The sequence below is a fragment of the Bordetella pseudohinzii genome, assembly GCF_000657795.2.
In the GTDB taxonomy this organism is placed as follows: domain Bacteria; phylum Pseudomonadota; class Gammaproteobacteria; order Burkholderiales; family Burkholderiaceae_B; genus Bordetella; species Bordetella pseudohinzii.
The window spans coordinates 80,187-103,151 of the sequence record NZ_JHEP02000010.1 but is presented as its reverse complement, the minus strand read 5'-3'; the positions used below and the strand labels follow the sequence as shown (position 1 = coordinate 103,151).

The 22,965-nt window shown below is 68.2% G+C and carries 22 protein-coding genes; 11 read left to right on the top strand and 11 right to left on the bottom strand.

The window, feature by feature from the left end; all coding sequences use genetic code 11:
* Positions 1 to 63 precede the first annotated feature (63 nt).
* Positions 64 to 960: a DMT family transporter gene (locus L540_RS13955; RefSeq protein ID WP_043207835.1), complete on the top strand. Its 897-nt coding sequence runs from the start codon at positions 64 to 66 to the stop codon at positions 958 to 960.
* Here the strand turns inward: L540_RS13955 and L540_RS13950 are convergent.
* Both L540_RS13950 and L540_RS13945 read right to left on the bottom strand, forming a co-directional pair.
* A complete protein-coding gene (locus L540_RS13950; RefSeq protein ID WP_043207834.1) occupies positions 931 to 1,608 on the bottom strand; it encodes a hypothetical protein in 678 nt (225 codons plus the stop codon). The two genes, L540_RS13955 and L540_RS13950, sit on opposite strands and share 30 nt — an antisense overlap.
* Before the next feature lie 247 nt (positions 1,609 to 1,855).
* Positions 1,856 to 2,848: a Bug family tripartite tricarboxylate transporter substrate binding protein gene (locus tag L540_RS13945; RefSeq protein WP_043207832.1), complete on the bottom strand. Its 993-nt coding sequence runs from the start codon at positions 2,846 to 2,848 to the stop codon at positions 1,856 to 1,858.
* Positions 2,849 to 3,061: 213 nt separating this feature from the next.
* Between L540_RS13945 and L540_RS13940 the strand changes: the two genes are divergently transcribed.
* Complete coding sequence (locus tag L540_RS13940; protein WP_043207897.1) at positions 3,062 to 4,798, top strand: IlvD/Edd family dehydratase; 1,737 nt, start codon at positions 3,062 to 3,064, stop codon at positions 4,796 to 4,798.
* A complete protein-coding gene (locus L540_RS13935) occupies positions 4,795 to 5,463 on the top strand; it encodes a GntR family transcriptional regulator (protein WP_043207830.1) in 669 nt (222 codons plus the stop codon). The genes L540_RS13940 and L540_RS13935 overlap by 4 nt, the downstream gene beginning before the upstream one ends.
* 6 nt (positions 5,464 to 5,469) lie before the next feature.
* Here the strand turns inward: L540_RS13935 and L540_RS13930 are convergent, their stop codons facing one another.
* Entirely contained in the window at positions 5,470 to 6,384 is a 915-nt protein-coding gene (locus L540_RS13930; RefSeq protein WP_043207827.1) for a LysR family transcriptional regulator, read from the bottom strand.
* Between the two features lie 110 nt (positions 6,385 to 6,494).
* On the opposite strand from L540_RS13930, the gene L540_RS13925 reads away from it, so the two are divergent.
* Both L540_RS13925 and L540_RS13920 read left to right on the top strand, forming a co-directional pair.
* On the top strand, positions 6,495 to 7,460 hold the full coding sequence (locus L540_RS13925) for a 3-hydroxyacyl-CoA dehydrogenase family protein (protein WP_043207825.1): 966 nt from the start codon (positions 6,495 to 6,497) through the stop codon (positions 7,458 to 7,460).
* The gene (locus L540_RS13920; RefSeq protein WP_043207824.1) at positions 7,457 to 8,290 is read left to right on the top strand and encodes a beta-keto acid cleavage family enzyme; all 834 of its coding nucleotides are present in this window, start codon (positions 7,457 to 7,459) and stop codon (positions 8,288 to 8,290) included. Before L540_RS13925 ends, L540_RS13920 begins: the two co-directional genes overlap by 4 nt.
* A gap of 9 nt (positions 8,291 to 8,299) precedes the next feature.
* Here the strand turns inward: L540_RS13920 and L540_RS13915 are convergent, their stop codons facing one another.
* From L540_RS13915 to hmpA, 3 genes are all read right to left on the bottom strand, one after another.
* On the bottom strand, positions 8,300 to 9,541 hold the full coding sequence (locus L540_RS13915; RefSeq protein WP_043207821.1) for a D-amino acid dehydrogenase: 1,242 nt from the start codon (positions 9,539 to 9,541) through the stop codon (positions 8,300 to 8,302).
* A gap of 96 nt (positions 9,542 to 9,637) precedes the next feature.
* On the bottom strand, positions 9,638 to 10,081 hold the full coding sequence (locus tag L540_RS13910; protein ID WP_043207818.1) for an Rrf2 family transcriptional regulator: 444 nt from the start codon (positions 10,079 to 10,081) through the stop codon (positions 9,638 to 9,640).
* Positions 10,082 to 10,103: 22 nt separating this feature from the next.
* Positions 10,104 to 11,330 (bottom strand): NO-inducible flavohemoprotein, encoded by a 1,227-nt coding sequence (gene hmpA / locus L540_RS13905; RefSeq protein ID WP_043207815.1) that lies wholly within the window; start codon positions 11,328 to 11,330, stop codon positions 10,104 to 10,106.
* 137 nt (positions 11,331 to 11,467) lie between these two features.
* Here hmpA and L540_RS13900 point away from each other — a divergent pair, with 137 nt between their 5' ends.
* Positions 11,468 to 11,929, top strand: a complete 462-nt coding sequence (locus L540_RS13900) for a GatB/YqeY domain-containing protein (RefSeq protein ID WP_043207813.1) — start codon at positions 11,468 to 11,470, stop codon at positions 11,927 to 11,929.
* A gap of 11 nt (positions 11,930 to 11,940) precedes the next feature.
* On the opposite strand, the gene dinB is transcribed toward L540_RS13900, so the two are convergent.
* On the bottom strand, positions 11,941 to 13,023 hold the full coding sequence (gene dinB / locus L540_RS13895; RefSeq protein ID WP_043207810.1) for a DNA polymerase IV: 1,083 nt from the start codon (positions 13,021 to 13,023) through the stop codon (positions 11,941 to 11,943).
* A 165-nt stretch (positions 13,024 to 13,188) separates the two neighbouring features.
* On the opposite strand from dinB, the gene L540_RS13890 reads away from it, so the two are divergent.
* Entirely contained in the window at positions 13,189 to 13,617 is a 429-nt protein-coding gene (locus L540_RS13890; protein WP_043207809.1) for a PaaI family thioesterase, read from the top strand.
* Between the two features lie 15 nt (positions 13,618 to 13,632).
* Here the strand turns inward: L540_RS13890 and L540_RS13885 are convergent, their stop codons facing one another.
* Positions 13,633 to 14,079: a BPTD_2524 family lipoprotein gene (locus L540_RS13885; protein ID WP_043207808.1), complete on the bottom strand. Its 447-nt coding sequence runs from the start codon at positions 14,077 to 14,079 to the stop codon at positions 13,633 to 13,635.
* Between the two features lie 135 nt (positions 14,080 to 14,214).
* On the opposite strand from L540_RS13885, the gene L540_RS13880 reads away from it, so the two are divergent.
* Entirely contained in the window at positions 14,215 to 16,128 is a 1,914-nt protein-coding gene (locus L540_RS13880; protein WP_043207895.1) for a S9 family peptidase, read from the top strand.
* A gap of 159 nt (positions 16,129 to 16,287) precedes the next feature.
* Complete coding sequence (locus L540_RS13875; RefSeq protein WP_043207807.1) at positions 16,288 to 18,819, top strand: penicillin-binding protein 1A; 2,532 nt, start codon at positions 16,288 to 16,290, stop codon at positions 18,817 to 18,819.
* Here L540_RS13875 and L540_RS13870 read toward each other — a convergent pair.
* A complete protein-coding gene (locus L540_RS13870; RefSeq protein WP_197085656.1) occupies positions 18,814 to 19,545 on the bottom strand; it encodes a metallophosphoesterase in 732 nt (243 codons plus the stop codon). The genes L540_RS13875 and L540_RS13870 overlap by 6 nt on opposite strands.
* A 98-nt stretch (positions 19,546 to 19,643) precedes the next feature.
* On the opposite strand from L540_RS13870, the gene L540_RS13865 reads away from it, so the two are divergent.
* Entirely contained in the window at positions 19,644 to 20,819 is a 1,176-nt protein-coding gene (locus tag L540_RS13865; protein WP_043207806.1) for a PepSY-associated TM helix domain-containing protein, read from the top strand.
* Complete coding sequence (locus L540_RS13860) at positions 20,816 to 21,010, top strand: hypothetical protein (RefSeq protein WP_043207805.1); 195 nt, start codon at positions 20,816 to 20,818, stop codon at positions 21,008 to 21,010. The genes L540_RS13865 and L540_RS13860 overlap by 4 nt, the downstream gene beginning before the upstream one ends.
* Positions 21,011 to 21,026: 16 nt before the next feature.
* Here L540_RS13860 and L540_RS13855 read toward each other — a convergent pair whose 3' ends face one another.
* Positions 21,027 to 22,013 (bottom strand): aldo/keto reductase, encoded by a 987-nt coding sequence (locus tag L540_RS13855; protein ID WP_043207804.1) that lies wholly within the window; start codon positions 22,011 to 22,013, stop codon positions 21,027 to 21,029.
* 3 nt (positions 22,014 to 22,016) lie between these two features.
* Complete coding sequence (locus L540_RS13850) at positions 22,017 to 22,841, bottom strand: aldo/keto reductase (protein WP_043207802.1); 825 nt, start codon at positions 22,839 to 22,841, stop codon at positions 22,017 to 22,019.
* Positions 22,842 to 22,965: the final 124 nt, after the last annotated feature.

Below are 22,965 nucleotides of genomic sequence, written 5' to 3'. Positions count from 1 at the left end.
CGCCCGCGGCGAGCGCGATGCCGGCCCGAGGCGCTTGGGCCCTGGATACCCCGGATAAGCGCCATGCCTTTTAGCTCTCCCCGCTTCGCCTATCTCTGCCTTGCCGGCGCCATGCTGACCGTGGGCAGCACCGTGGTGGCCGGCAAGCTGATCGGCCACGCGCTGCCGCCCTTTACCGCCACGGCGCTGCGCTTTGCCCTGGCCCTGCCCTGCTTTCTTTTCCTGCTGCGCCTGCGGCGCTTGCGGCTGGTCTGGCCGGATCGCCATGACGCGCTGATCCTGATCGTGCAGGCGCTGGCCGGCAGCGCCGGCTATACCGTCTTGCTGTTGTGGGGCACGCGACTGGCCGCCGGCGCGGACGCCGGCGTCATGCTGGGCACCCTGCCGGCCATGGCCGCGCTCATGGCGGTCGTGGTCTTGCGCGAACCGCTGACGCGCGGCCTGGTCATGGGCGTCATCCTGGCGACCGTGGGGGTATGGCTGGTGGCCCGCGCCGCCCCGCCCGGCGATAGCGCGGGACACCTCCTGATATTGGGCGCGGTGGCCTGCGAAGCGGTGTTCATTCTTCTGAACAAGCGCTTGCATCGCCCCCTGCCCGCGCTGGCGCTGGCCACGGTCATGACCGGCCTGGGCCTGCTCTGGAGCTTGCCCGGCCTGTGGTGGGAGTCCACGGCCTGGCTGCGGGCGCCCGATCTCCTGCCGGCGCTTGGCGCCGTGGTGTTTTATGCGCTGGTGCCCACGGTGCTGGGTTTCTGGCTTTGGTATGCGGGCACGGCGCGCGTGCCGGCCGCGAAAGCCGCCTTGTTCACGGCGCTGGCGCCGGCCGCGGCGGTCATCCTGTCGGCCCTGGTGCTCGATGAGGCGATCAGCATCCATCAATGGCTGGGCCTGGCCTTGGTCATGCTGGCCCTGCCCTGGCGCGGGCGCGCCTCACCCCAGGCGCGACACCAGGAGGCCTAGGCGCGTCTGCGCCAGTTCGGCCACCCATTGCAGGGTCTCGTCGGGCAAGCTGGCCGGCGCCATGACCCCGCAGACCAGGGTCGTCAGCGCGAAGGCCAGCGCGCGCCGCACGCGGGTCACGCCGTCCGGGCCTTGCGCTTCCGGGTCCTGCATGGCGATGATGCGCGCCTCGCGTTCGCGCCGGCGCTGCACTTTGCCGCTCAAGAGATCCGGCAGCCGCGTGCCGCCGGCGCGCTGCATGATGGGCGCGGCATACCGCACGGGCGCGATGACCAGCCTGAGTCCAGCGCTGGCCTGCGCGGCATTGGCCAGGGCGCCGACGGTGGACCGCAGGATGATGCTGTCGGGCTGCCCGGCCGGCGGCGCGCCCAGGAACCAGCGCTGCATGCCGATCAAGGCCTGGCTGTCCGCCCAGACCGCCTCGGGTTGGGGTGTCTGCAGGCGTTCGCGCCAGACCTGCGGGATCTGCACGGCCACGCCGCAGGGCATGCGCGCGCCGCGCTCGGCCAGGCTGGCCGGCCATACCGTGCCGCGCCCATGAAAGCGGATCTGCGCGGAATCCAGCAGGTCGCGGAATTCCCCCGATGTCAGGCGGCAATACAGCGGCGTGGCGGCATCCAGGCGCTTATCAATGAAAATGGCGGTCACGCGGCAGCTCTCCAGAGTGGCGGCCGGCGCGCACCGGCATGGTGCTGGATTTCCTGGCAAGCGCTATCGTGTTTTGTAGCGCTTGGCAACTCGTCCACATGCGGCGTCCGACCGGCATCTCCACAGTGTAGAAACTGAAACTTTCAAACGGCTTTGGCGGACCCTTTGACCAGCCCTCTTCCCGGCATGTCCGCCGCCGTTACCATCAGGCGGCGGCCATGCCGGCCCCGCCCTCTGACACCCTCCCTCAATCGGGCTTGACGCCGGCCTCGGCCACCACGGTCGCCCATTGCCGGCGTTCGGCGGCGATCCTGGCCGCCGCGTCGGCGGGCGAAGTCCAGGTCGCCACGGCGCCCTGGCGCAGCAAGGCCTCGCGGACCTGGGGCTGGGCCAGAATGCGCTTGAGGGTCTGGTTCAGTTTGTCGACCACGGGCGCCGGCGTGCCGGCCGGCGCGACGATGCCAAACATCGAACTCACCTGGAACCCCGGCAGGCCGGCCTCGGCCGTGGTGGGCACCTCGGGCAAGGCGTCGGCGCGCGCGCCGGCGGCCACCGCCAGGCCGCGCAGCTTGCCGCCCTTGACGCTGCCCTGGGCGGCCGGCACGGTTTCGATCATGCTCATCACCTGGCCGCCCATGAGGTCCGTCATGGCCGGGCCACTGCCCTTATAGGGCACGTGCAGCACATCCACGCCAGCCACGCGCTTGAACATCTCGGCGGCCAGATGCTGGGGCGAGCCATTGCCGGCCGAAGCCATGGTGATGGCGCCCGGACGGGACTTCGCCAGGGCGATGAACTCGGCCAGCGATTTGGCCGGCACCTGCGGATTGACCACGAAGACCAGGGGCACCGTGCCCACGATGGACACGGGCGCGAAACTCTTGTCGATGTCGTAGCTCACCTTGTCGGCATACAGCACGGCATTGATGGCGTGGCTGGTCAGCGCGCCCATCAGCAGGGTGTAACCATCGGGGTTGGCCTTGGCGACCTGGTCGGCGCCGATGTTGCCGGCCGCGCCCGCCCGGTTCTCGACGACCACGCTCTGCCCGAGCGCGCCTGTCATCTCCTGGGCCAGCACGCGCCCGATGACATCGGTGGCGCCGCCGGGCGGATAGGGAACGATGAGCCGGATGGGCCGCTCGGGATAGGCGGCCGCCGCGGCCGCGCTCAGGGTCAGGCCGGCGATACCGGCAAGCAGCACGGCGCGCGCGCGGCGCGCCATCTGACGACAGTCGAACATGATGTCTCCTCTTGCCGGGAGAAGAATGATGAGGGCGCCCGGCTCGCTCGCCTGCAGTGTAGGTGGCGCCGCCTTGATTGATGAATCAGTATTTTTTGAATTACTGATCAACAAATACGATCAATAGCCGCCCGAAAAAAATACGCTTGCTGTCTGGCTCTCCCTGCCGTTATGCTCTCCGCGCAGATTATCAATAATATTATCGAGGCATTCATGAGCGATAAAAAGCCGCCCCAGGGCAAGGGACTGTCCAAGGGACTGACCAATTATGGCGACAGCGGCTTCTCGCTGTTTCTGCGCAAGGCCTTCATCAAGGGCGCGGGCTACACCGATGACGCCCTGTCCCGTCCGGTGATAGGCATCGTCAATACCGGCAGCGGCTACAACCCCTGCCACGGCAATGCGCCGCAGCTGATCGAAGCGGTCAAGCGCGGGGTCATGCTGGCCGGCGGCCTGCCGGTGGACTTCCCCACGATCTCGGTGCACGAGAGTTTCTCGCAGCCCACCAGCATGTATCTGCGCAACCTCATGTCCATGGACACCGAGGAGATGATCCGCGCCCAGCCCATGGACGCGGTCGTGCTCATCGGCGGCTGCGACAAGACCGTGCCCGCCCAATTGATGGGCGCGGCCTCGGCCGGGGTGCCCGCCATCCAGCTGGTGACCGGCTCCATGCTGACCGGCGCGCATCGCGGCGAGCGCGTGGGCGCCTGTACGGACTGCCGCCGCTACTGGGGCCGCTATCGCGCCGAAGAGATCGACGAAGCGGAAATCGCCGAGGTCAACAACAAGCTGGTGGCCAGCGTCGGCACCTGCTCGGTCATGGGCACGGCCAGCACCATGGCCTGCCTCACCGAAGCCATGGGCATGATGATCCCGGGCGGCGCCTCGGCGCCCGCCGTCACCGCCGACCGCGTGCGCGTGGCCGAGCAGACCGGCGCCACCGCCGTCGCCATGGCCGCCGCGGGCCTGACGCCGCAGCAGATCATCACCGGCAAATCCATCGAGAATGCGCTGCGCGTGCTGCTGGCCATCGGCGGCTCGACCAATGGCATCGTGCACCTGACCGCCATCGCCGGACGCCTGGGCATCGAAATCGATCTTGCCGGCCTGGACCGCATGAGCCGCGAGACCCCGGTGCTGGTGGACCTCAAGCCCTCGGGCCAGCACTACATGGAGGACTTCCACAAGGCAGGCGGCATGCCCGCGCTGCTGCGCGAGCTGGCGCCCTTGCTGCATCTGGACGCCCTGACGGTGACGGGGCGCACGCTGGGCGAGGAATTGCAGGCCGCGCCCGCCGCCTTCGAGCAGGATGTGATCCGCCCGCGCGGCACGCCCATCTATCCGGCCGGCGGCCTGGCCGTGCTGCGCGGGAATCTGGCGCCCGGCGGCGCCATCATCAAGCAATCGGCGGCCAACCCCGAGCTCATGGAGCATGAAGGCCGCGCCGTGGTGTTCGAAGACGCCGAAGACATGGCCCGCCGCATCGACGACGAGAACCTGGATGTGCGCGCCGACGATGTGCTGGTGCTCAAGCGCATCGGCCCCACGGGCGCGCCGGGCATGCCGGAAGCCGGCTACATGCCCATCCCCAAGAAGCTGGCGCGCGCCGGCGTCAAGGACATGGTGCGCGTCTCCGATGGCCGCATGAGCGGCACGGCGGCCGGCACCATCGTGCTGCACGTCACGCCCGAGGCCGCCGTGGGCGGGCCGCTGGCCTATGTGCGCAATGGCGACCGCATCCGGCTGTCGCTGCGCGAACGCCTGATCGAAGTCCAGGTCAGCGCCGAAGAACTCGCGCGGCGCGCCGCCGAGGCGCCCCAGGCGCGGCCCGAGGCGGCGCGCGGCTACCGCAAGCTCTTCCTGCAAAGCGTCACTCAGGCCGACCAGGGCGTGGACTTTGATTTCCTGCGCGCGGCCGACATGACGCAGAAGGTGCCGGAGCGATGAGCACGCCCGCCGCCGCCTTCACGCCCGAGGCCGCCCTTGACGCCCTCGAAGAGGACATCGTGCTGGGTCGGCTGCATCCTCGCCAGCGCCTGACCGAAGACGAGCTGATGGCCCGCTTCGGCCTCAAGCGCCACGCCGTGCGCAGCGTCTTGGCCAGCCTGGAGCTGATGGGCGCGGTGCAGCGCAAGCGCCACGTCGGCGCCGAGGTGCGCGCGTTCCAGGCCGCCGAGGTCGTAGAGCTCTATGCCCTGCGGGAACTGCTGGAGACGCGCGCCGCCGGCCAGATCCCCCTGCCGGCGCCGCCGCAGGCGCTGGAGGCGCTGATCGGCATCCAGCGCGAGCATGATGCCGCCGTCAGCGCCGGCGACGCGCGCGGCGTGTTCCGCAGCAACCAGCGCTTTCATCGCGCCCTGTTCGGGCTGACGCGCAATCCCGTGCTGGAGCAGGCCATCGAAGAGTATGCGCGCCGCACCCATCCCATCCGCTTCGGCACGCTGGCCCAGCCGGCCTATCGCGAGCGCGCGCGCCAGGAACACTGGGCCATGATCGAGGCATTGCGCTCGGGCGACCGCGCCGCGCTGGTCGACATCTGCGCCCGCCACCTGCTGCCGTCGCGCGATGCCTATCTGGCCGCCGAGCGGGCGCGCCACGGCCTGGCGGCCTGAAGCCGTTTAGCGCCGCCGCGCCTGGGCCGGGGCGTGGGCGCGCAGCACGTCCACCAGCGCCTGCGCGGCCGGCGACAAACTGCGCTGGCGCGGCGTAACCAGGCCGATGGAGCGCTCGGCCACCGGGCCGATCAAGGGCCGCTCCACCAGGCCCTGGTGCGCCACCGCCTGGGCGGCGATCCCCGGCAGCGCCGCCACGCCGAAGCCGCACTCGACCATGGCCACGATGGTGGCCAGGTGCTCGGCCTCGAAGGCAGGCTGGAAGCGCACGCGGTTCTGCAGAAAAGCCCATTCCGTGTACTGGCGCACGCTGCTGGGCTGCACCATGGACACATGGGCGGCCTCCGCGGTGTCCAGCCAGCGCAGCGGCGCGCGCGAACGCGCCAGCGCATGGTCCGGCGGGATCAGCAGTATGAAGCTGTCGGACATCATGGGCTCATAGTGCAGGTCGGCCTGCTGCGGATCGGCCGCGGTCAGGGCGAAATCCACCTCGCCGGCGCGCACCAGATCAAAGGCCGGCCCCGACAGCACATCATGGACCTTGAGCGCGACGCCGGGATGGGCTTTGCGATAGGCCATGAGCACGCGCGGCAAAAGGCGCGCCGCCAGCGAAGGCAGGGCCGCCACGGCCACCTGCCCCTGGTCGGCGCGCACGATGCCGCCCACGGCGTCGATGGCCTCGCGGAAGGCGGCCTGCAAGTTGGCGGCCTGCTGCAGAAAGACCTGTCCGGCCGCCGTCAGGCGCACACTGCGCGTGCTGCGATCGAACAGCCGCACGCCCAGGGCTTCTTCGATGCGCAGCACCTGGGTCGACAGGGCCGATTGCGACAGATGCAGCTGGGCGGCCGTCTGGCGGAAATTGAGCGTGCGGCCCAGCACCAGCACGGTATCGATGTCGCGCATCGACAGATTGACGTTCATGCCGCCCCTCATTGATCGACAAAATAGATCATTCTATTGAAAAAATCTGATTCATCAATCAAAGGCCTTTCCCTACACTGCCTGCCACCCCTATCCCGGAAATCCGCAGCATGAATGCAAGCTCCTATCCTGCCCTGGCCCGCCCCGCCTCGGCCCACGTCGTCGTGGTCGGCGGCGGCACCATGGGCGCCGATGTCGCCGTGGTGCTGGCGCGCGCCCAGTGCCGCTGCACGGTGATCGAACCCGACGCTGGCCGCGCCGCCGCCCTGCCCGAGCGCGTCCGCGGCAATCTGGCCGCCTTGCAGCGCGCCGAACTGAGCCACCATGTGACGGTGGCCGCCGCCCTGGACGCCGTGGACTGGGCCGATGTCGGCCTGGTGATCGAGTGCATCCCCGAGCGCCTGGACCTCAAGCAGGCCCTGTTCGCCGAACTCGAAAAACGCGCCCCCGCGCAGGCCATACTGGCCAGCAACAGCTCCAGCTTTCCCATCAGCGCCATCGGCCAGGGCCTGGCCACGCGCGCCCGCATGCTGGGCCTGCACTTTTTCATGCCGGCCCACCTGGTGCCCCTGGTCGAAGTCGTGCTGTGCGAGGCCAGCGACGCCGCGGCCGCCGATGCCCTCATCGCCTTCATGCGCCGCTGCGGCATGGTGCCGGTGCGCGTGGCGCGCGATCTGCCGGGCTTTCTGGCCAATCGCCTGCAGCATGCGCTGTCGCGCGAGGCCTTCGCCCTCATCGACCAGGGCATCGCCTCGCCCGAGGATGTCGACAACGCGGTACGCTTCGGTTTTGGCTTCCGCTTCCTGGCCGCCGGCCCCGTCATGCAGCGCGACCACGCCGGCATCGATGTGCACGCCGCCGCCGGCGCCACCATGTATCCCACTTTCTGCAATGACGACCATCCGGCCCGCTGCCTGACCGAGCGCGCCGCCGACGGACGCCACGGCATGAAGACCGGCGCCGGCTTTTACCGCTGGACGCCCGAGACCATCGCGGCCGAGCGCGCGCGCTATGACAAGCTGCTGCGCGCCGGCCTGGAACTGCTTTCCAACGAACTCCCGGAGATCGAACCGTGACGCTGCTGGCCGATTCGCCCCTGATCATCACCGTGGCGCCCAACGGCGCCTACAAGACCGAGCGCGAGCACCCCGCCGTGCCCATGACGCCCGCCGCGCTGGCCGCGGAGGCGCGCGCCTGCCTGGATGCCGGCGCGGCCATGATGCACATGCATGTGCGCACCGCCGAGGGCAAGCATTCGCTGGATGTGCAGGCCTATCGCGACGCGCTGGCCGCCGTGGACCGCGCCGTCGGGCGCGAAATGCTGGTGCAGGTCACCAGCGAAGCCGCCGGCGTCTACCAGGCCGCCCAGCAGATGGCCATGGTGCGCGAGCTCAAGCCCGAGGCCGTGTCCATCGGCCTGCGCGAGATCGCCGTGCCGGATATCAGCGAAAAAACACTGGCCGATTTTTTCGCCTGGATCGCCGCCGAGCGCATCATGACCCAGATCATTCTGTACAGCGCCGAAGACCTGGCCCGCTGGCAGGACTTCCGCGCGCGCGGCCTCGCGCCCGAAGGCTGCTGGTCTTTGCTCTATGTGCTGGGCCGCTATGTGGCCGGCCAGCAATCCTCGCCCCAGGACTTGCTGCCTTTTCTGCAGGTCGCCGGCCAGCCCCTGCCCTGGGCCATCTGCGCCTTCGGCCGCCAGGAGAACGCCTGCGTCACCACGGCCGCCGCCTTTGGCGGACACATGCGGGTGGGTTTCGAGAACAATCTGCTGCTGCGCGACGGCAGCATCGCCCCCGGCAATAGCGCGCTGGTGGCCCAGGCCGCCGAAGGCGGCCGGGTGCTGGGCCGGCCCCTGGCCGACGCCAGCCAGGCGCGCGACATCTATGGCGCCGTGGCCTGAGCGTCAGGCTCAGGGCTGGAAAGGCAGCGGATCGATGGGCGGCTCCATGCCGCTCATCAGCGTGCCCAGCAGGGCCGCGCTGCCGCAAGCCAGCGTAAAGCCCAGGGCGCCCTGGCCGATATTGAGCCAGAGGTTGTCGGCCACGCGGGCGCGGCCGATCAAGGGCTTGCCGGTGGGCGTGGCCGGCCGCAGGCCCGCCCAGGGGCGGGCCTGGCTCAGGTCCAGCGTCGGAAAGGCTTCGGCGACCTGGCGCTTGAGCAGGGCGATGCGCGCCGGATCGATGGCGCTGTCGCGGCTGCCGATATCCACCATGGCCGCCACGCGCAAAGCCTGGCCCACGCGGGCATAGACAATGCGGCGCTCATAATCGGTCACGCTGATGGCGGGCGCGGTCTTGTCGCCCGGCGCCAGCGGCACCGTGAGGCTATAGCCCTTCAAGGGGTAGAGCGGGACATCCTGCCCCAGCGGCTTGAGCAGCGCGCGCGTGCCCACGCCGGTCGCCAGCACCACCGCGTCGGCGCCGATATCGCCCTGGCTGGTGCGCACGGCGACCACGCGCCGTCTCTCGGTCCAGAGACTGGAGACCTGGGTATTCATCAGGCATTGCGCGTGGTTCTGCAGGCGGTCGAACAGGGCCAGCGTGAATTGATGGCAATCGCCCACCTCTTCGCTGGGCGTGTAGACGGCGCCGGCCAGGCTGCTGCCCATGCCGGCCAGCGCGGGCTCCAGCGCCAGGGTCTGCTCGGCATCCAGCACGCGCTGCTCGGCGCCCAGGCTGGCCTGGTAGGCCGCCAGCTTGCGGGCCTTGTCCAGCAGCTCGCCGCTGCGGTAGGCGATCAGCTTGCCATTGCGCAAATGGCCGAAATCCAGCTCTTCCTGCTCCAGCAGGCGATTGAGCACATCGCGGCTCAGATAGGACAGGCTCTGCAGCTGCGCGGTCGAACGCCGCGCCGTGTCGGCATTGCAGGCCAGGGCGAATTGCAGGCACCAGCGCCATTGATGCGGGTCCAGGCGGGGCCGGAAACGCAGCGGCGAATCCGAGCGCAGCAGCCAGCCCGGCACGCTGGACAGCACACCGGGGCCGGCCAGCGGCGCGACATAGCTGTAGCTCAGCTGCCCGCCATTGGCGTAGCTGGAGACTTCGGCGGGACGGGGCTGGCTGTCGATCAGCACCACCTCGTGGCCCTCGCGCGCCAGAAAATAGGCCGTGGTCACGCCGATGACCCCGGCGCCGATCACACATACCCGCATAACCTAGCAACCCTGCAGAACGGAGAGAATCCTTCATTCTCCAAGGCGGGCGGCGCGGCGGCAAATGCCTATCCGGCCAGCACCCATAACCTAAGGTTAGGCGGCGGCGCCGCGGTGCAGGCGGATGATGGCCGCCTCGGTGGGCTGCGCCACCAGTTCGGCCAGGGTGTGGCGGTCCAGGCTTTCGTAGAAAATCCGCAAGCTGTCATTCAGGACACCGGCCAGCAGGCAGGCGCCCTGCAGCGCACAGGGCGGATTGGCGCAATCGACCAGGCCGGCCTGGTGTTCCAGCACCTGCACCAGCTGGCCCAGGCGGTAGCTTTCGGCCGGCCGGGCAAGGGCCAGCCCGCCGCCCTTGCCCCGAGTGGCGGCGACCCAGCCCTGCTGCGACATGAAGTGCACCACCTTCACCAGATGATTGCGCGAGATCGCGAAGCGCTCGGCGATCTCGGGGATCGTCACGGGCTTGTCGCGTTCGCGGCACTGCGTCAGGTACATCAGGACGCGCAGGCCAAAATCGGTGAATCGGGTCAGTTGCATGGCAGTTGCGGTGAAGACGGCGCTAGCAGCCCGGCCCGCCGGTGCCGAAGGCCTCGGCGTGGATGCGTCCGGCCGGCACGCCCAGCGCGCTCAGGGCTTGGTGTTGCGCCCGCATGAAGGGCAGCGGGCCGCACAGATAATAATCGGCCTCGGGCAGCACGACATCGCCGGCGATGCGCTGCCAATCGATGCGGCCTGCGTGATCATAGTCCACGCCCTGGCGGTCGCCCTCGCCCACCTGCTCATAGAACACATGACGGCGCACATTGGGATGGCGGCGGGCGGCCTCGGCCACGGTGTCGCGCATGGCATGCGCGGACGCGGCGCGACAGGCATGGACGAAACGCAGCTCGCGCGCCGGGCCGCCATCTTTCTGGCGCTGCAGCAAGGCATTGAGCATGGACATCATCGGCGTGATGCCCACCCCGCCCGAGATCATCACCACCGGCGTATCGCCCTCGGTGTTGAGCACGAAATCTCCTTGCGGCGGCGCCACATCGAGCACATCGCCTTCCTGGATATGGTCATGCAGGCGGTTGGACACGCGCCCGGCCGGCCCCGTGCCGGCCGGCTCGCGCTTGACGGAGATGCGCAGGCTGTCCTTGCCCGGCGCATCCGACAGGCTGTATTGGCGCGGCTGCATCAGCCCCAGCTCGGGAATGTAGAGGCGCACCGACAGATACTGGCCCGGCCGGAAATCCGGCACGGCGCCGCCGTCGGCCGGGCGCAGGTAAAACGAGGTGATCTCCGCGCTTTCGGGGACTTTGCCCACGACCTTGAACCCGCGCCAGCCGGTCCAGCCGCCGTCCTTGCCGGCCGAGGCCGCATAAAGCTGCGCCTCCAGGCCCACCAGCACATCGGCCAGCTGGCCATAGGCCGCCGCCCAGGCGTCGATCAGCGCATCGCTGGCCGCCTCGCCCAGCACCTCGCGGATCGAGGCCAGCAGATGCTTGCCCACGATGGCGTAGTGCTCGGGACGGATGCCCAGGCTGACATGCTTGTGCGCGATGCGCTCCAGCACCGGACCGAGCACGGAGGGATCGTCGATGTGTTCGGCATAGGCCGCCACGGCCATGGCCAAGGCCTGCTGCTGCTGGCCGCTTTGCTGGTGCCCCTGGTTGAAGATCTGCTTGAGTTCCGGATTGCCCTGGAACATGCGGGCGTAGAAATGGCGCGTCAGGGCTTCGCCATGGGTTTTCAGGACAGGCGCCGTGGATTTGACCAACTCACGGACGGTTGCGCTCAACATACAGTGCTCCTAGATGTTGCCGGGTTTGCGGCATAAAGATGTATTTATTCTACATCTTTCAAAAACCGCGACAACTTGCCGCCCTGCCCGGCGCAGGGTTAAAACACGGGCTTTGCAGCAACCCTCAAGGATTCCCCATGAGCACCGATACGCTCAAGACCACGCTCTCCGACGCCATGAAGCAGGCGATGCGCGCCAAGGACAGCGCCCGCCTGGCGACCCTGCGCTTCCTGCTGGCCGCGGTCAAGCAGAAGGAGGTCGATGAGCGCCGCGATCTCAGCGATGCCGAGATCACCGCCATCATCGAAAAACAGGTCAAGCAGCGCCGCGAATCCATCGCCGCCTTCGAGGCCGCCGGCCGCACCGAGACCGCCGAGCAGGAAAAGGCCGAAGTCGTCGTGCTGCAGGAGTTCCTGCCGCAGGCCGCAAGCGCCGAGGAAGTCGATGCCGCCATCGCCGCGGCCATCGCCGAGGTGCAAGGCCAGGGCGTGAATGGCCCGGCGGCCATGGGCAAGATCATGGCCATCCTCAAGCCGGCCCTGGCCGGCCGCGCCGACATGTCCCAGGTCTCGCAGCAGGTCAAGGCCCGCCTGGCCTGAGGCTTGCCGCCCTAGAACGCGCCGCCGAACAGATCCGGCTGGCGCGTGCTCTCCCCGGGATCGGCGAAGTTGCTCATGCCGACCCCGGCCAGCCGATAGCGCGTCTGCGCCGGCAGATCCACTCTCGCGCACAGCCGCCGCGCAATGGCGGCCAGCTCCTCGGCCGATGATGGCGGCTGCGGCAGCGTCAGGCTGCGCGTGAGGATGCGGAAACGATCGGTCTTGAGCTTGAGCACCGCGGTGCGCCCCAGCTGGCCCTTCTTGCGCGCCTGCTCCCAGACGCGGCCAGCCAGGCGGTCCAGGGCCTCGCCCAGTTCGGACAAGCGCAGATCGCGCTCGAAGGTGGTCTCGGAAGAGACCTGCTGCAAGGGCTGGTCGGCTTGCACCTCGCGCTCGTCCACGCCCCGCGCCAGCTCATACAGGCGTGTGCCGTAGCGGCCGAAATGATGCTCCAGCTCGGCCAGCTCCCGGGTGGCGAGATCGCCCACGGTCTGCACGCCCAGGGCCTCCAGCCGCGCCTGCGTCACCTTGCCCACGCCAGGCACTTTGCGCACCGGCAGCGGCGCCAGGAAATCCAGCACCCGCGAGGGCCGGACCACGAAGAGGCCATCCGGTTTATTCCAGTCCGAAGCGATCTTGGCCAGGAATTTATTGGGCGCCACGCCGGCCGAGGCCGTCAGGCCGGTTTCCGCGCGGATCTGGGCGCGGATGGCTTCGGCCACCGCCGTGGCCGAGGGCAGGCCGAGCTTGTTGACCGTGACATCGAGATAGGCCTCGTCCAGCGACAGCGGCTCGATCAGGTCGGTATGGCGGGCGAATATCTCGCGCACCTGCCTGGAGACGGCCCGGTAGCGGTTGAAGTCCGGCGGCACATAGATGGCGTCCGGGCACAGGCGCCGCGCGCGCGACACCGCCATGGCCGAGTGCACGCCAAAGGGCCGCGCCTCATAGGAGGCGGCGCAGACCACCGAGCGCGCCCCCGTCCAGGCCACGATGACCGGCAGGCCCTTGAGTTCCGGGCGGTCGCGTTGCTCGACGGAGGCATAGAAAGCGTCCATGTCGATATGCACGATTTTGCGGGTCGGGGCGGTCATGGCAAGCGCGCGGCCCTGTCGGCCGGCCGGACTACTGGATAAATATACGGTAGCGCTATTATGACCGAGACTGACCACGCAGGGGACAGCCGCCTGGGGCCGCCGGGGGTTTCGCGCTACAGTGCAGGGTTTGTCGCCACACCGGCCCCTCGGGCCGCTTTCCCCATGACGCAACAGAACACGACAGACCGCGCGCCCACGGATTATTTCGGCCTGGAAATCCCCCTGATGGACTACCTGGGGCTGATCCCCGAATCCGTCGACAACGGCGTGGCGCGCTGCCGCCTGCCCTGGCGGCGCGAGCTGACCAACAGCCGCGGCCATGTGCACGGCGGCACCATGATGAGCGTGCTGGATTTCACCCTGAGCGCGGCGGCGCGGGGCAATCAGGCCGAGGTCGGCATGGCCACCATCGACATGACCACCAGCTTCATGGCGCCGGGCCTGGGCGATCTGGTCGTCGAGGCGCGCTGCCTGCGCAAGGGCAACTCCATCGCCTTCTGCGAAGGCGAGATCCGCGACGAAAAAGGCCAGCTGGTGGCCAAGGCCTCGGCCACCTTCAAGCTGGTCGCGCAGCGCCTGGGCGGCAACTGAGCCGCGCCCCCCGCCTTAGCGCGGCTGGGGCAGCTTCCAGACTTCTTCCTTGGGCTGGGGGTCGCCCGGCATATAGGCCACGCAGGAGGGCACGCCAAAGGTGATGGCCTCCTTCATGGCGCGCAGGGCGTCGGCATTCCAGATGCTGCGCCCCCACATATTGATGCGCACGGCCGACGAGGCCGGCCCGGTCGAGGTGATCTCCACGCGCGTCATTTCGTTGCTGCCGAAAGGCGCGAGCACGCGCATCAGGGCCGAACGCTCATTGACCTGGCCGTCCACCCGGTAGCCGCCCTGGCCGACCAGGCAGCGCTCGGCTTGCGCCACGGCGGCGTCATAGGCCGACTGAACCGACACCTGGGCCTGCATGTCGGCCGACAGCGCGCCGCCGTTGGGGCCGGATCCGACCGCGCACCCGGCCAGAACCAGGACGGCGGCGGCAAGCGGGATGGCTTTCAACATGATTCCTCTCCATAGACTGCGGCGGATTATCCCGCATTCGGGCCGGTTCGACACCTGTCCGGCGGCTGTGGCATGATCGAAGACCCCAGGCGCCCGCCCCGCTGCGGGCGCGGCGCACGCTTTCCGGAGGTCATCTTGCTCAAAACCCTCACGCGCAGTCTCCTGGCCGCCGGCCTCATCGGCGCCACCCTGGGCGCCGCGGCCCAGCCGCCGCGCCAATACCCCCTGAAAGACTTCTTCCGCAACCCGGAGAAGGGATTCTTCCGTCTGGCCGACGACGGCAAGACCCTGGGCTTCATGCAACCGGTCAGCATCGAAGGCAGCCCGCCGCGCATGAACATCTATGTGCAGCCGCTGGCCGGCGGCCAGCCGCAAGGCCAGGCCCGCAAACTCACCAGCGAAAGCCTGCGCGACATCAGCAACTTCTTCTGGAAAGGCTCGCACACCGTGCTCTACCAGAAGGACTTCGGCGGCGACGAGAACTTCCACGTGGTGGCCGTGGACATCCGCGACGGCAAGGTCACCGACCTCACGCCCTTCGAAGGCGTGCGGGCCGGCATCGAGGACGACCTGCCCGATGATCCCGACCACATCCTGATCTCGCACAACCAGCGCGACCCCCAGGTCTTCGATGTCTACCGCGTCAACGTCCATACCGGCCAGGCCACGCGCGTGGCCGAGAATCCCGGCAATGTGGTCGGCTGGCAGACCGACCACCAGGGCCGCGTGCGCGCGGCGGTCACCAGCGACGGGCTGAACACCACCCTGCTCTACCGCGACGACGAGCAATCGCCCTTCCGCCCCATTATTACCACCGACTACCGCACCAGCGTCAGTCCGTCCTTTTTCACGTTTGACGACAAAAAGCTCTACGCGCTGTCCAACCGCGGCCGCGATCGCCTGGCGCTGGTCGTGATCGACCCGGCCAGTCCCGACGTCGAAGAAAAAATCTTCGAGCCCGACATGGTGGACCTGGACGCGGCCGGCTACTCGCGCAAGCGCAAAGTCCTGACGCTGGCGGCCTACCAGACCGACAAGCCGCAATACCGCTTCTTCGACGCGGAAACCCGCCAGCTGTTCGAGCGGCTCAAGCAGCACCTGCCCGGCTATGAGTTCGCCCTGCAAAGCTGGAACCGCGCCGAAGACACCTTCATCGTCGCGGCCTATAACGACCGCACCCCGGGAGTGCGCTATCTCTACGATGCCGCCCAGGACAAGCTGCATGAGCTGGCCGTCATCAATCCGGCCCTGCCCGAAGCCGACATGGCCACGGTGCGGCCCATCCAATACACCGCGCGCGACGGCCTGACCATCCATGGCTACCTGACCCTGCCCAAGGGCCGCGACCCCAAGCACCTCGCCTGCATCGTCAATCCGCACGGCGGGCCATGGGCGCGCGACAGCTGGGGCTACAACCCCGAGGTGCAATTCCTGGCCAACCGGGGCTTCTGCATCCTGCAAATGAACTTCCGGGGCTCGACCGGCTATGGCCGCAAATTCTGGGAGGCCAGCTTCGGCCAATGGGGTCTGGCCATGCAGGACGACATCACCGACGGCGTCAAGTGGCTGATCGAACAAGGCATCGCCGATCCCAAGCGCATCGGCATCTACGGCGGCAGCTACGGCGGCTACGCCACGCTGGCCGGCGTCGCCTTCACCCCCGATCTGTATGCCGCGGCCGTGGACTACGTGGGCGTGTCCAATCTGTTCACCTTCATGCAGACCATCCCGCCCTACTGGAAACCCATGCTCGAAAAAATGCAGGACATGGTGGGCGATCCGCTGCGGGACAAGGAGCGCCTGACGGCCACCTCGCCGGCCCTGCATGCCGACCACATCAAGACGCCGCTGTTCATCGCCCAGGGCGCCAAGGATCCGCGCGTCAACAAGGCCGAGAGCGACCAGATCGTCGAGGCGCTGCGCCGCCGCGGCGTCGATGTCGAATACATGGTGAAAGAAAACGAAGGCCATGGTTTCCATAACGAAGAGAACAAATTCGAGTTCTATGCGGCCATGGAAAAATTCTTCGTCGAACACCTCAAGCCCTGAAACCGGGCGCGCGGGCGCGTAAAATAAGGGGGATGCCGCCCTGGGCGGCGTCCCTTTTTTATCTCGCGCAAGCCCGCCGGCCCTGCCCGCCATGTTTGGTTACGGAAACCTTTGGCCCCCCAGGCCGGTCTATGCGGTTCTGCCCTAGAATCGGCTCCGATGAATCACGCACCGCAATCCCCGGACCGCCAGGCCAAGCCCGGCGGCAAACGACGTCTACTCATTCAAGCAGGTATCGCCGCGGCCGGCCTGGCGCTGGCCGGCGTGCTCACGCTGGGCCTGGCCCTGGCGCTGGCCTGGCCCAGCCTGCCGGAGCTGCACGCCATGACGGACTACCGTCCCCGGGTGCCGCTGCGCGTCTACACGGCCGACAAGGTCCTGATCGGCGAGTTCGGCGAAGAACACCGCAATGTGCTGCGCTTTGACGAAATCCCCGAAGTGATGCGCCATGCCGTGCTGGCCGCCGAGGATGACCGCTTCTATGAGCACAACGGCATAGACTGGACCGGCGTGCTGCGCGCCGGCCTGACCAACCTGGTCAAGATGTCCAAGACCCAGGGCGCCAGCACCATCACCATGCAGGTGGCGCGCAATTTCTATCTGTCGTCCGAAAAAACCTATTCGCGCAAGTTCTACGAGCTGCTGCTCACCTACAAAATCGAATCCGAGCTCACCAAGGACCAGATCCTCGAGCTCTACATGAACCAGATCTACCTGGGCCACCGCGCCTATGGGTTCGCCGCCGCCGCGCGCACCTATTTCGGCAAGGCGCTGGCCGACGTCACGCCCGCCGAGGCCGCCATGCTGGCCGGCATCCCCAAGGCGCCCTCGCGTTCCAATCCCCTGTCCAATTTCGGGCGCGCCAAGGCGCGGCAAGGCTATGTGCTGGGCCGCATGCAGGCGCTGGGCTTTCTCACGCCCGAACAGGTGACCGAGGCGCGCGCCGAGAAGATCGTGCTGCGCGGCGCCGAGGGCGGCCCCACGCACGGCTATGCCGTGCGTGGCGAATATCCCGCCGAAATGGCCCGCCAGCTGATGTATGGCGTCTTCAAAGAGGATGCCTATACGCGCGGCATCGACGTCTACACCACCATCGATTCCAAGGCCCAGCAGGCGGCCTACCAGGCCGTGCGCGATGGCGTGCTGGACTACACGCGCCGCGCGCCCTACCCCGGCCCCGAAGGCCAGGTGGACCTGCCCGATGGCATCGAGAGCGATGCCCAGGCGCTGGACGACGTGCTCGACGGCGTCCAGGAAGAACATCCCGACAGCGACGGCCTGTTTGCCGCCGTCGTGCTCTCGGCCAGCCCCGGCGAGGTCAAGGTCGCCCGCAGCAGCAACGACATCGTCGCCATCAACGACAAGAAGGCGCTGGCCGTGGTGGCGCGCGCCCTCAATCCCAAGGCCGACGCCAGCCTGCGCCTGCGGCGCGGCTCGGTGGTCTATATCCACAAAAACGCCGACAACTGGGAAATCATCAACATGCCGGCCCTGCAGGCCGCCCTGGTCTCGCTGCGGCCGCAGGACGGCGCGATCCGCGCCATGGTGGGCGGCTTCGATTACTACCGGGGCTCGTTCAACCGCGTGACGCAGGCCTGGCGCCAGCCCGGCTCGACCATCAAGCCCTTCATCTATGCCGCCGCGCTGGAGCGCGGCTTCACGCCGGGCACCCAGATCTCCGACCAGCCCTTCATGCTGACCGCCGCGCAGACCGGCTCGCGAGACTGGCAGCCCAAGAACGACAACAACCAATACGAGCCCATGCTGACCCTGCGCGAAGGGCTCTACCGCTCCAGGAACATGGTCTCGATCCGGCTGCTGCAGGCCATCACGCCGCAGTACGGCCAGGAGTATCTGACGCGCTTTGGCTTCGACCGCGAGCGCTGGCCGGCGGTGCTGCCCATCGCCCTGGGCGCCGGCGCCGCCACGCCGCTGCAGGTGGCCAATGCCTACAGTGTCTTCGCCAATGGCGGCTACCTGCTCACCCCCTTCCTGATCGATCGCGTCACCGACCGCTCGGGCAAGGTGCTGATGCAGGCCAAGCCCGTGGTGGCCGGCGACGAGGCCGCGCGCGCCATCGATCCGCGCACCGCCTGGCTGGTCGACGACATCATGCATGACACCACGGTCAAGGGCACGGCCGCGCGCGTGCACCGCAGCCTCAAGCGCGAGGACCTGGCCGGCAAGACCGGCACGACCAACGGCTCGGTCGACGTCTGGTTCTCCGGCTATAACCGCGACATGGTCACCACGGTCTGGATGGGCTTTGACCAGCCGCGCAGCCTGGGCAGCAATGAGTTCGGCAGCGGCCTGGCCCTGACCACCTGGCTGGACTACGCCAGCCCCATGCTCAAGGGCGTGGCCGAGACGCCGCGCGCGCCAAGGCCGCAGGGCCTGATCGCCGACAACGGCAATTACTACTACACCGAGTTTTCGCCAGGCCAGGCCATCGCGGCCCTGGACTTGAGCACGGGCGATTCGCTGTCCGACTTCCTGAACAACTTCCGCCCCTCCGACGACAGCGACACCCGCGTCAGGCAGCCCGGCCAGACGGCGCCCCCGCCCCTGAGCATCCCGGTGCCGGCCGCGCCGCCCGTCTCGCAGGCCGCGCCCTCCCCCGCGGCGGGCACCCCGGTCAACGGCCTGGGCGCCGTGCACGTGCCCCGCGCCATCTCGGCGCAGCCGCTATAGGGCCGGGCCGGCGCGCGCCGGCCGCGGCCAGGCGCTAAGGCTGCCCAGCTCCAGCAGGGTGAAATACCCCTCGTCCCGCCAACCGCCGGTATCGATGTGATAGACATTGCCCAGCACGACCGGCTCGGGCACCGGCGTGTGGCCGGCCACCACGGCCCGCACATTGGCCACCCCTGACACATCCCCCTGGGCCAGCCGGTCGCGTGACCACTGGGCGCGTCCCCGCGCGCGCCGCCGATGCGCATGCATCGTCCCCGCCAGGCGCGACCAGTCGCGCACCGGGCTGTCGGCGTGCAGCAGGCCGACGAGACCGGCGGCCGTCTCCAGTTCGATCACCACGGGCAGCGCTTCGTAGCGCCGCGCCAGCAGGCGCTGGCGCTCGGGCGGCAGGTCCAGGAACCAGCCGCCGCCGTAGCGCCGCCAATTGTCCTCGTCGACCAGGCCATTGCGGACGTGGCGCACGGCCAGATCTTCATGATTGCCCTGGACCGCGAAAAACCAGGGCTCGTCCAGCCAGGCGATGGCCGACTCGCTCTGCGGGCCCCGGTCTATCAAATCCCCGACGGAAAACAGGCGGTCGCGCGCGGGATCGAAACCATAACGGTCCAGCGCCTCGCGCAGGCGCGAAAAATGGCCATGGATGTCGCCCACGGCGAGGTCGCGGCCGCGGGGATTGGCCGGCAGGCGGAGAATGCCGCCGGCATCGGGAATATGGGTGGACAGCATGAAGGGAATTAAACCACCGCCCTCTGCCCAGTCACAGCATCTTGATTTATGATGTTGCGAATGCCTATTATTCTTGATTCTTTTCCGGAAGCCGCGCCATGACCGCCGCCGCAAAAATCAAAACCTGGTACCTGGTCCATAAATGGACCAGCCTGGTCTGCACGCTGTTTCTCTTCGTCATCTGTGTCACGGGGCTGCCGCTCATCTTCCATCACGAGATCGAGCATCTGCTCGACGAAGGCAAGCCCATCGTCGAGATGCCGGAAGGCACGCCCATGGCCAGCGTGGACAAGGTCGTGGCCACCGCCAGGGCCCAATACCCCGGCGAACTGGTCGACTACGTCTACTTCGACCCCGACGAGCCCCAGGCCTATGTGGGCATGACGCCCGACCAGACCCGCGCGCGCGAGCTGGGCCACGCCGTGCGCGTGGACACGCGCACGGCCGAGCTGCTGCACGACGGCCCGCTCTACAGCGAGGACCGCTTCTCCTTCATGGGGATCATGCTGTCGCTGCATGTCGATCTCTTCGCGGGGCTGGCGGGCGAGCTGTTTCTCGGCTTCATGGGGCTGCTGTTCTGTATCGCCATTGTCTCCGGGGTCGTGCTCTACGGCCCCTTCATGAAAAAGCTGGAATTCGGCACGGTGCGCGCCGGGCGCTCGGCCCGCATCAAATGGCTGGACCTGCACAATCTGCTGGGCGTTGTCACGCTGGTCTGGGCCTTCGTCGTCGGGCTGACCGGCGTCATCAACGAGCTGTCCACGCCGCTGTTCCGTCTCTGGCAGGCCACCGAACTGACCGCCCTGCTCGAGCCCTACCAAGGCAAACCCGTGCCCAAGCAGCTGGCCGCCCCCCAGGCCGTGGCCGACGCCGCGCTGGCCGCCCTGCCCGGCACCAAGATCACCACCATCGCCTATCCGGGCAATCTCTTCGGCAGCCCGCAGCACTTCACCGTCTGGATGCGCGGCGACAGCCCGCTGACCTCCAAGCTGCATACCCCCGTGCTGATAGACGGCGTGAGCGGCGAGCTGACCAAGGTGGCGCAGATGCCGTGGTATCTGACCGCCCTGGAGCTCTCCCGCCCCCTGCACTTCGGCGACTACGGCGGCATGCCGCTGAAAATCCTCTGGGCCATCCTGGACCTCATCACCATCGTGGTGCTGGCCAGCGGCCTGTATCTCTGGATCGCCCGCCGCAAGGCCACCGACGCGCGCGTGGCCGAGCTGGTGCGCAAACATGAGCAGGCCGCCGCGCCGCAAGGCAGGCCCGCATGACGCCCCGCCGGCAATTCTGGTTCGTCTGGGGCGCGCCCATCTACCTGGGCCTCTTGGCCGTCTTCGGCCTGCTGGCCGCCCTGCTGGGCACGGGCCCGTGGCATTGGGCCTCCTGGGGCGCGCTGACCTGGCCCCTGCTGGTGATCGCCTGGCACTGGCTGCGTCCGCGCCGTCAAAACGCCCGGACCTAACCGCGCCAGGGCGGACTCAGCGCCTGGCCTGGGTGAAACCAGCCACCGGATGCGGCACATAGGCCGCCTCCAGCCGCGCGATCTCGTCGGCGTCGAGCTTGAGCGCGAGCGCGGCCTGGGCGTCCTGCAGATGCCCCGGACGGCTGGCGCCGATGATGGGCGCGGTCACGGCCGGCTGATGCAGCAGCCAGGCCAGGGCGACCTGGGCGCGCGAGACGCCGCGCGCCGCGGCCACATCGGCCACGGCCTGCACCACCTGGCGGTCCGAATCGGCGGTGGCGCGATAGATGCTCTGCAGGACCTCGTCGGTCTCGGCCCGGTGGCTGCTCTCGTCCCAATCGCGGGTCAGCTTGCCGCGGGCCAGCGGGCTCCAGGGCAGCACGCCGATTTTCTGGTCGGCGCACAGGCCCAGCATCTCGCGCTCTTCTTCGCGGTAGATCAGGTTGTAGTGGTTCTGCATGGTCACGAAGCGCGCCCAGCCTCGCTGCTCCGACAGGAACAAGGCGCGCGCAAACTGCCAGGCGTGCATGGACGAGGCGCCGATGTAGCGCGCCTTGCCCGCGCGCACCACGTCGTTCAAGGCCTCCAGCGTTTCTTCGATGGGCGTCTCGTCATCCCAGCGATGGATCTGGTAGAGATCCACATAGTCGGTGCCCAGGCGGCGCAGACTGGCGTCGATCTCGCGCATGATGGCCTTGCGCGACAGGCCTCCCGCATGGCCAGCGACCGGGAAATACACCTTGGTGGCGATGACGACCTCATCGCGGTTGACGAAGTCGCGCAGCGCCCGCCCCACGATTTCCTCGCTGGAGCCGTCCGAATAGCTGTTGGCCGTGTCGAAGAAATTGATCCCCATGTCCAGCGCCTGGCGCAATAGCGGCCGGCTCTGCGCCTCGTCCAGCGTCCAGGGATGTTTGCCGCGCTGGGGCTCGCCATAAGTCATGCAGCCCAGGCAGAGCCGCGAGACCTTCAGGCCGGTATTGCCCAATTTGACGTATTGCATGCTTTAACCCTTGAACACGGCCGGATCCGGGCCCAGCCGCTTGCCGGTGGGCAGGCCGTCGATGGCCTGCATGTCCTCAGTGCTGAGGTCGAAGTCGAACACATCGATGTTGGCCCGGATGCGCGCGGGCGTGACGGACTTGGGGATCACGATCAAGCCGCTTTGCAGATGCCAGCGCAGGATCACCTGCGCGGCGCTCTTGCCCAGGCGCCGGGCGATCGCGCCTATGGTCTCGTCGTGCAGGGCCGTGCCCTGGCCCAGCGGGCTCCAGGACTCCGTGGCGATGCCATGATCGGCATGGAAAGCGCGCAGCTCGCGCTGCGCAAAACCCGGATGCAGTTCGATCTGGTTGACGGCCGGAATGACGTCGGTGGCCTCCATCAGCAGCGTCAGGTTCTCGCGCGTGAAGTTGGACACCCCGATGGAACGGGTCAGGCCGGCCTCGCGCAGCTCGATCATGGCGCGCCAGGCGTCCACGAAGGCGGTGCTGCCGGCCACCGGCCAATGGATGAGGTAGAGATCGACGTAGTCCAGGTCGAGCTTGCGCAGGCTTTCCTCGAGCGCCTGGCGGGCATGCTGGTGGCGGTCGTTCCAGAGCTTGGTGGTCACGAACAGCGCATCGCGGGCGATGCCGCCGGCCTTCAGGCCCTCGCCCACGCCGGCCTCATTGCCGTAGATGGCGGCGGTGTCCACCGAGCGGTAGCCGGCCGCCAGGGCGGCCTGCACCGCCGCGTTGGCCTCGCCGTTGGGGACTTGCCAGACGCCCAGCCCGAGCTGGGGTATGGAATTGCCGTCGTTCAACGGCATGACAGGAACGCTAGTCGCCATACAACCTCCTGGAATAGACCCGCCCCTTCAGCCGGCAGCGGTATTGCAGACCATCATAGCGTCGTGGACGATAATCCGGAGATTTCCCCTATCGCGCGGCTGGAAATGCCGCTCGCCCTCGCCC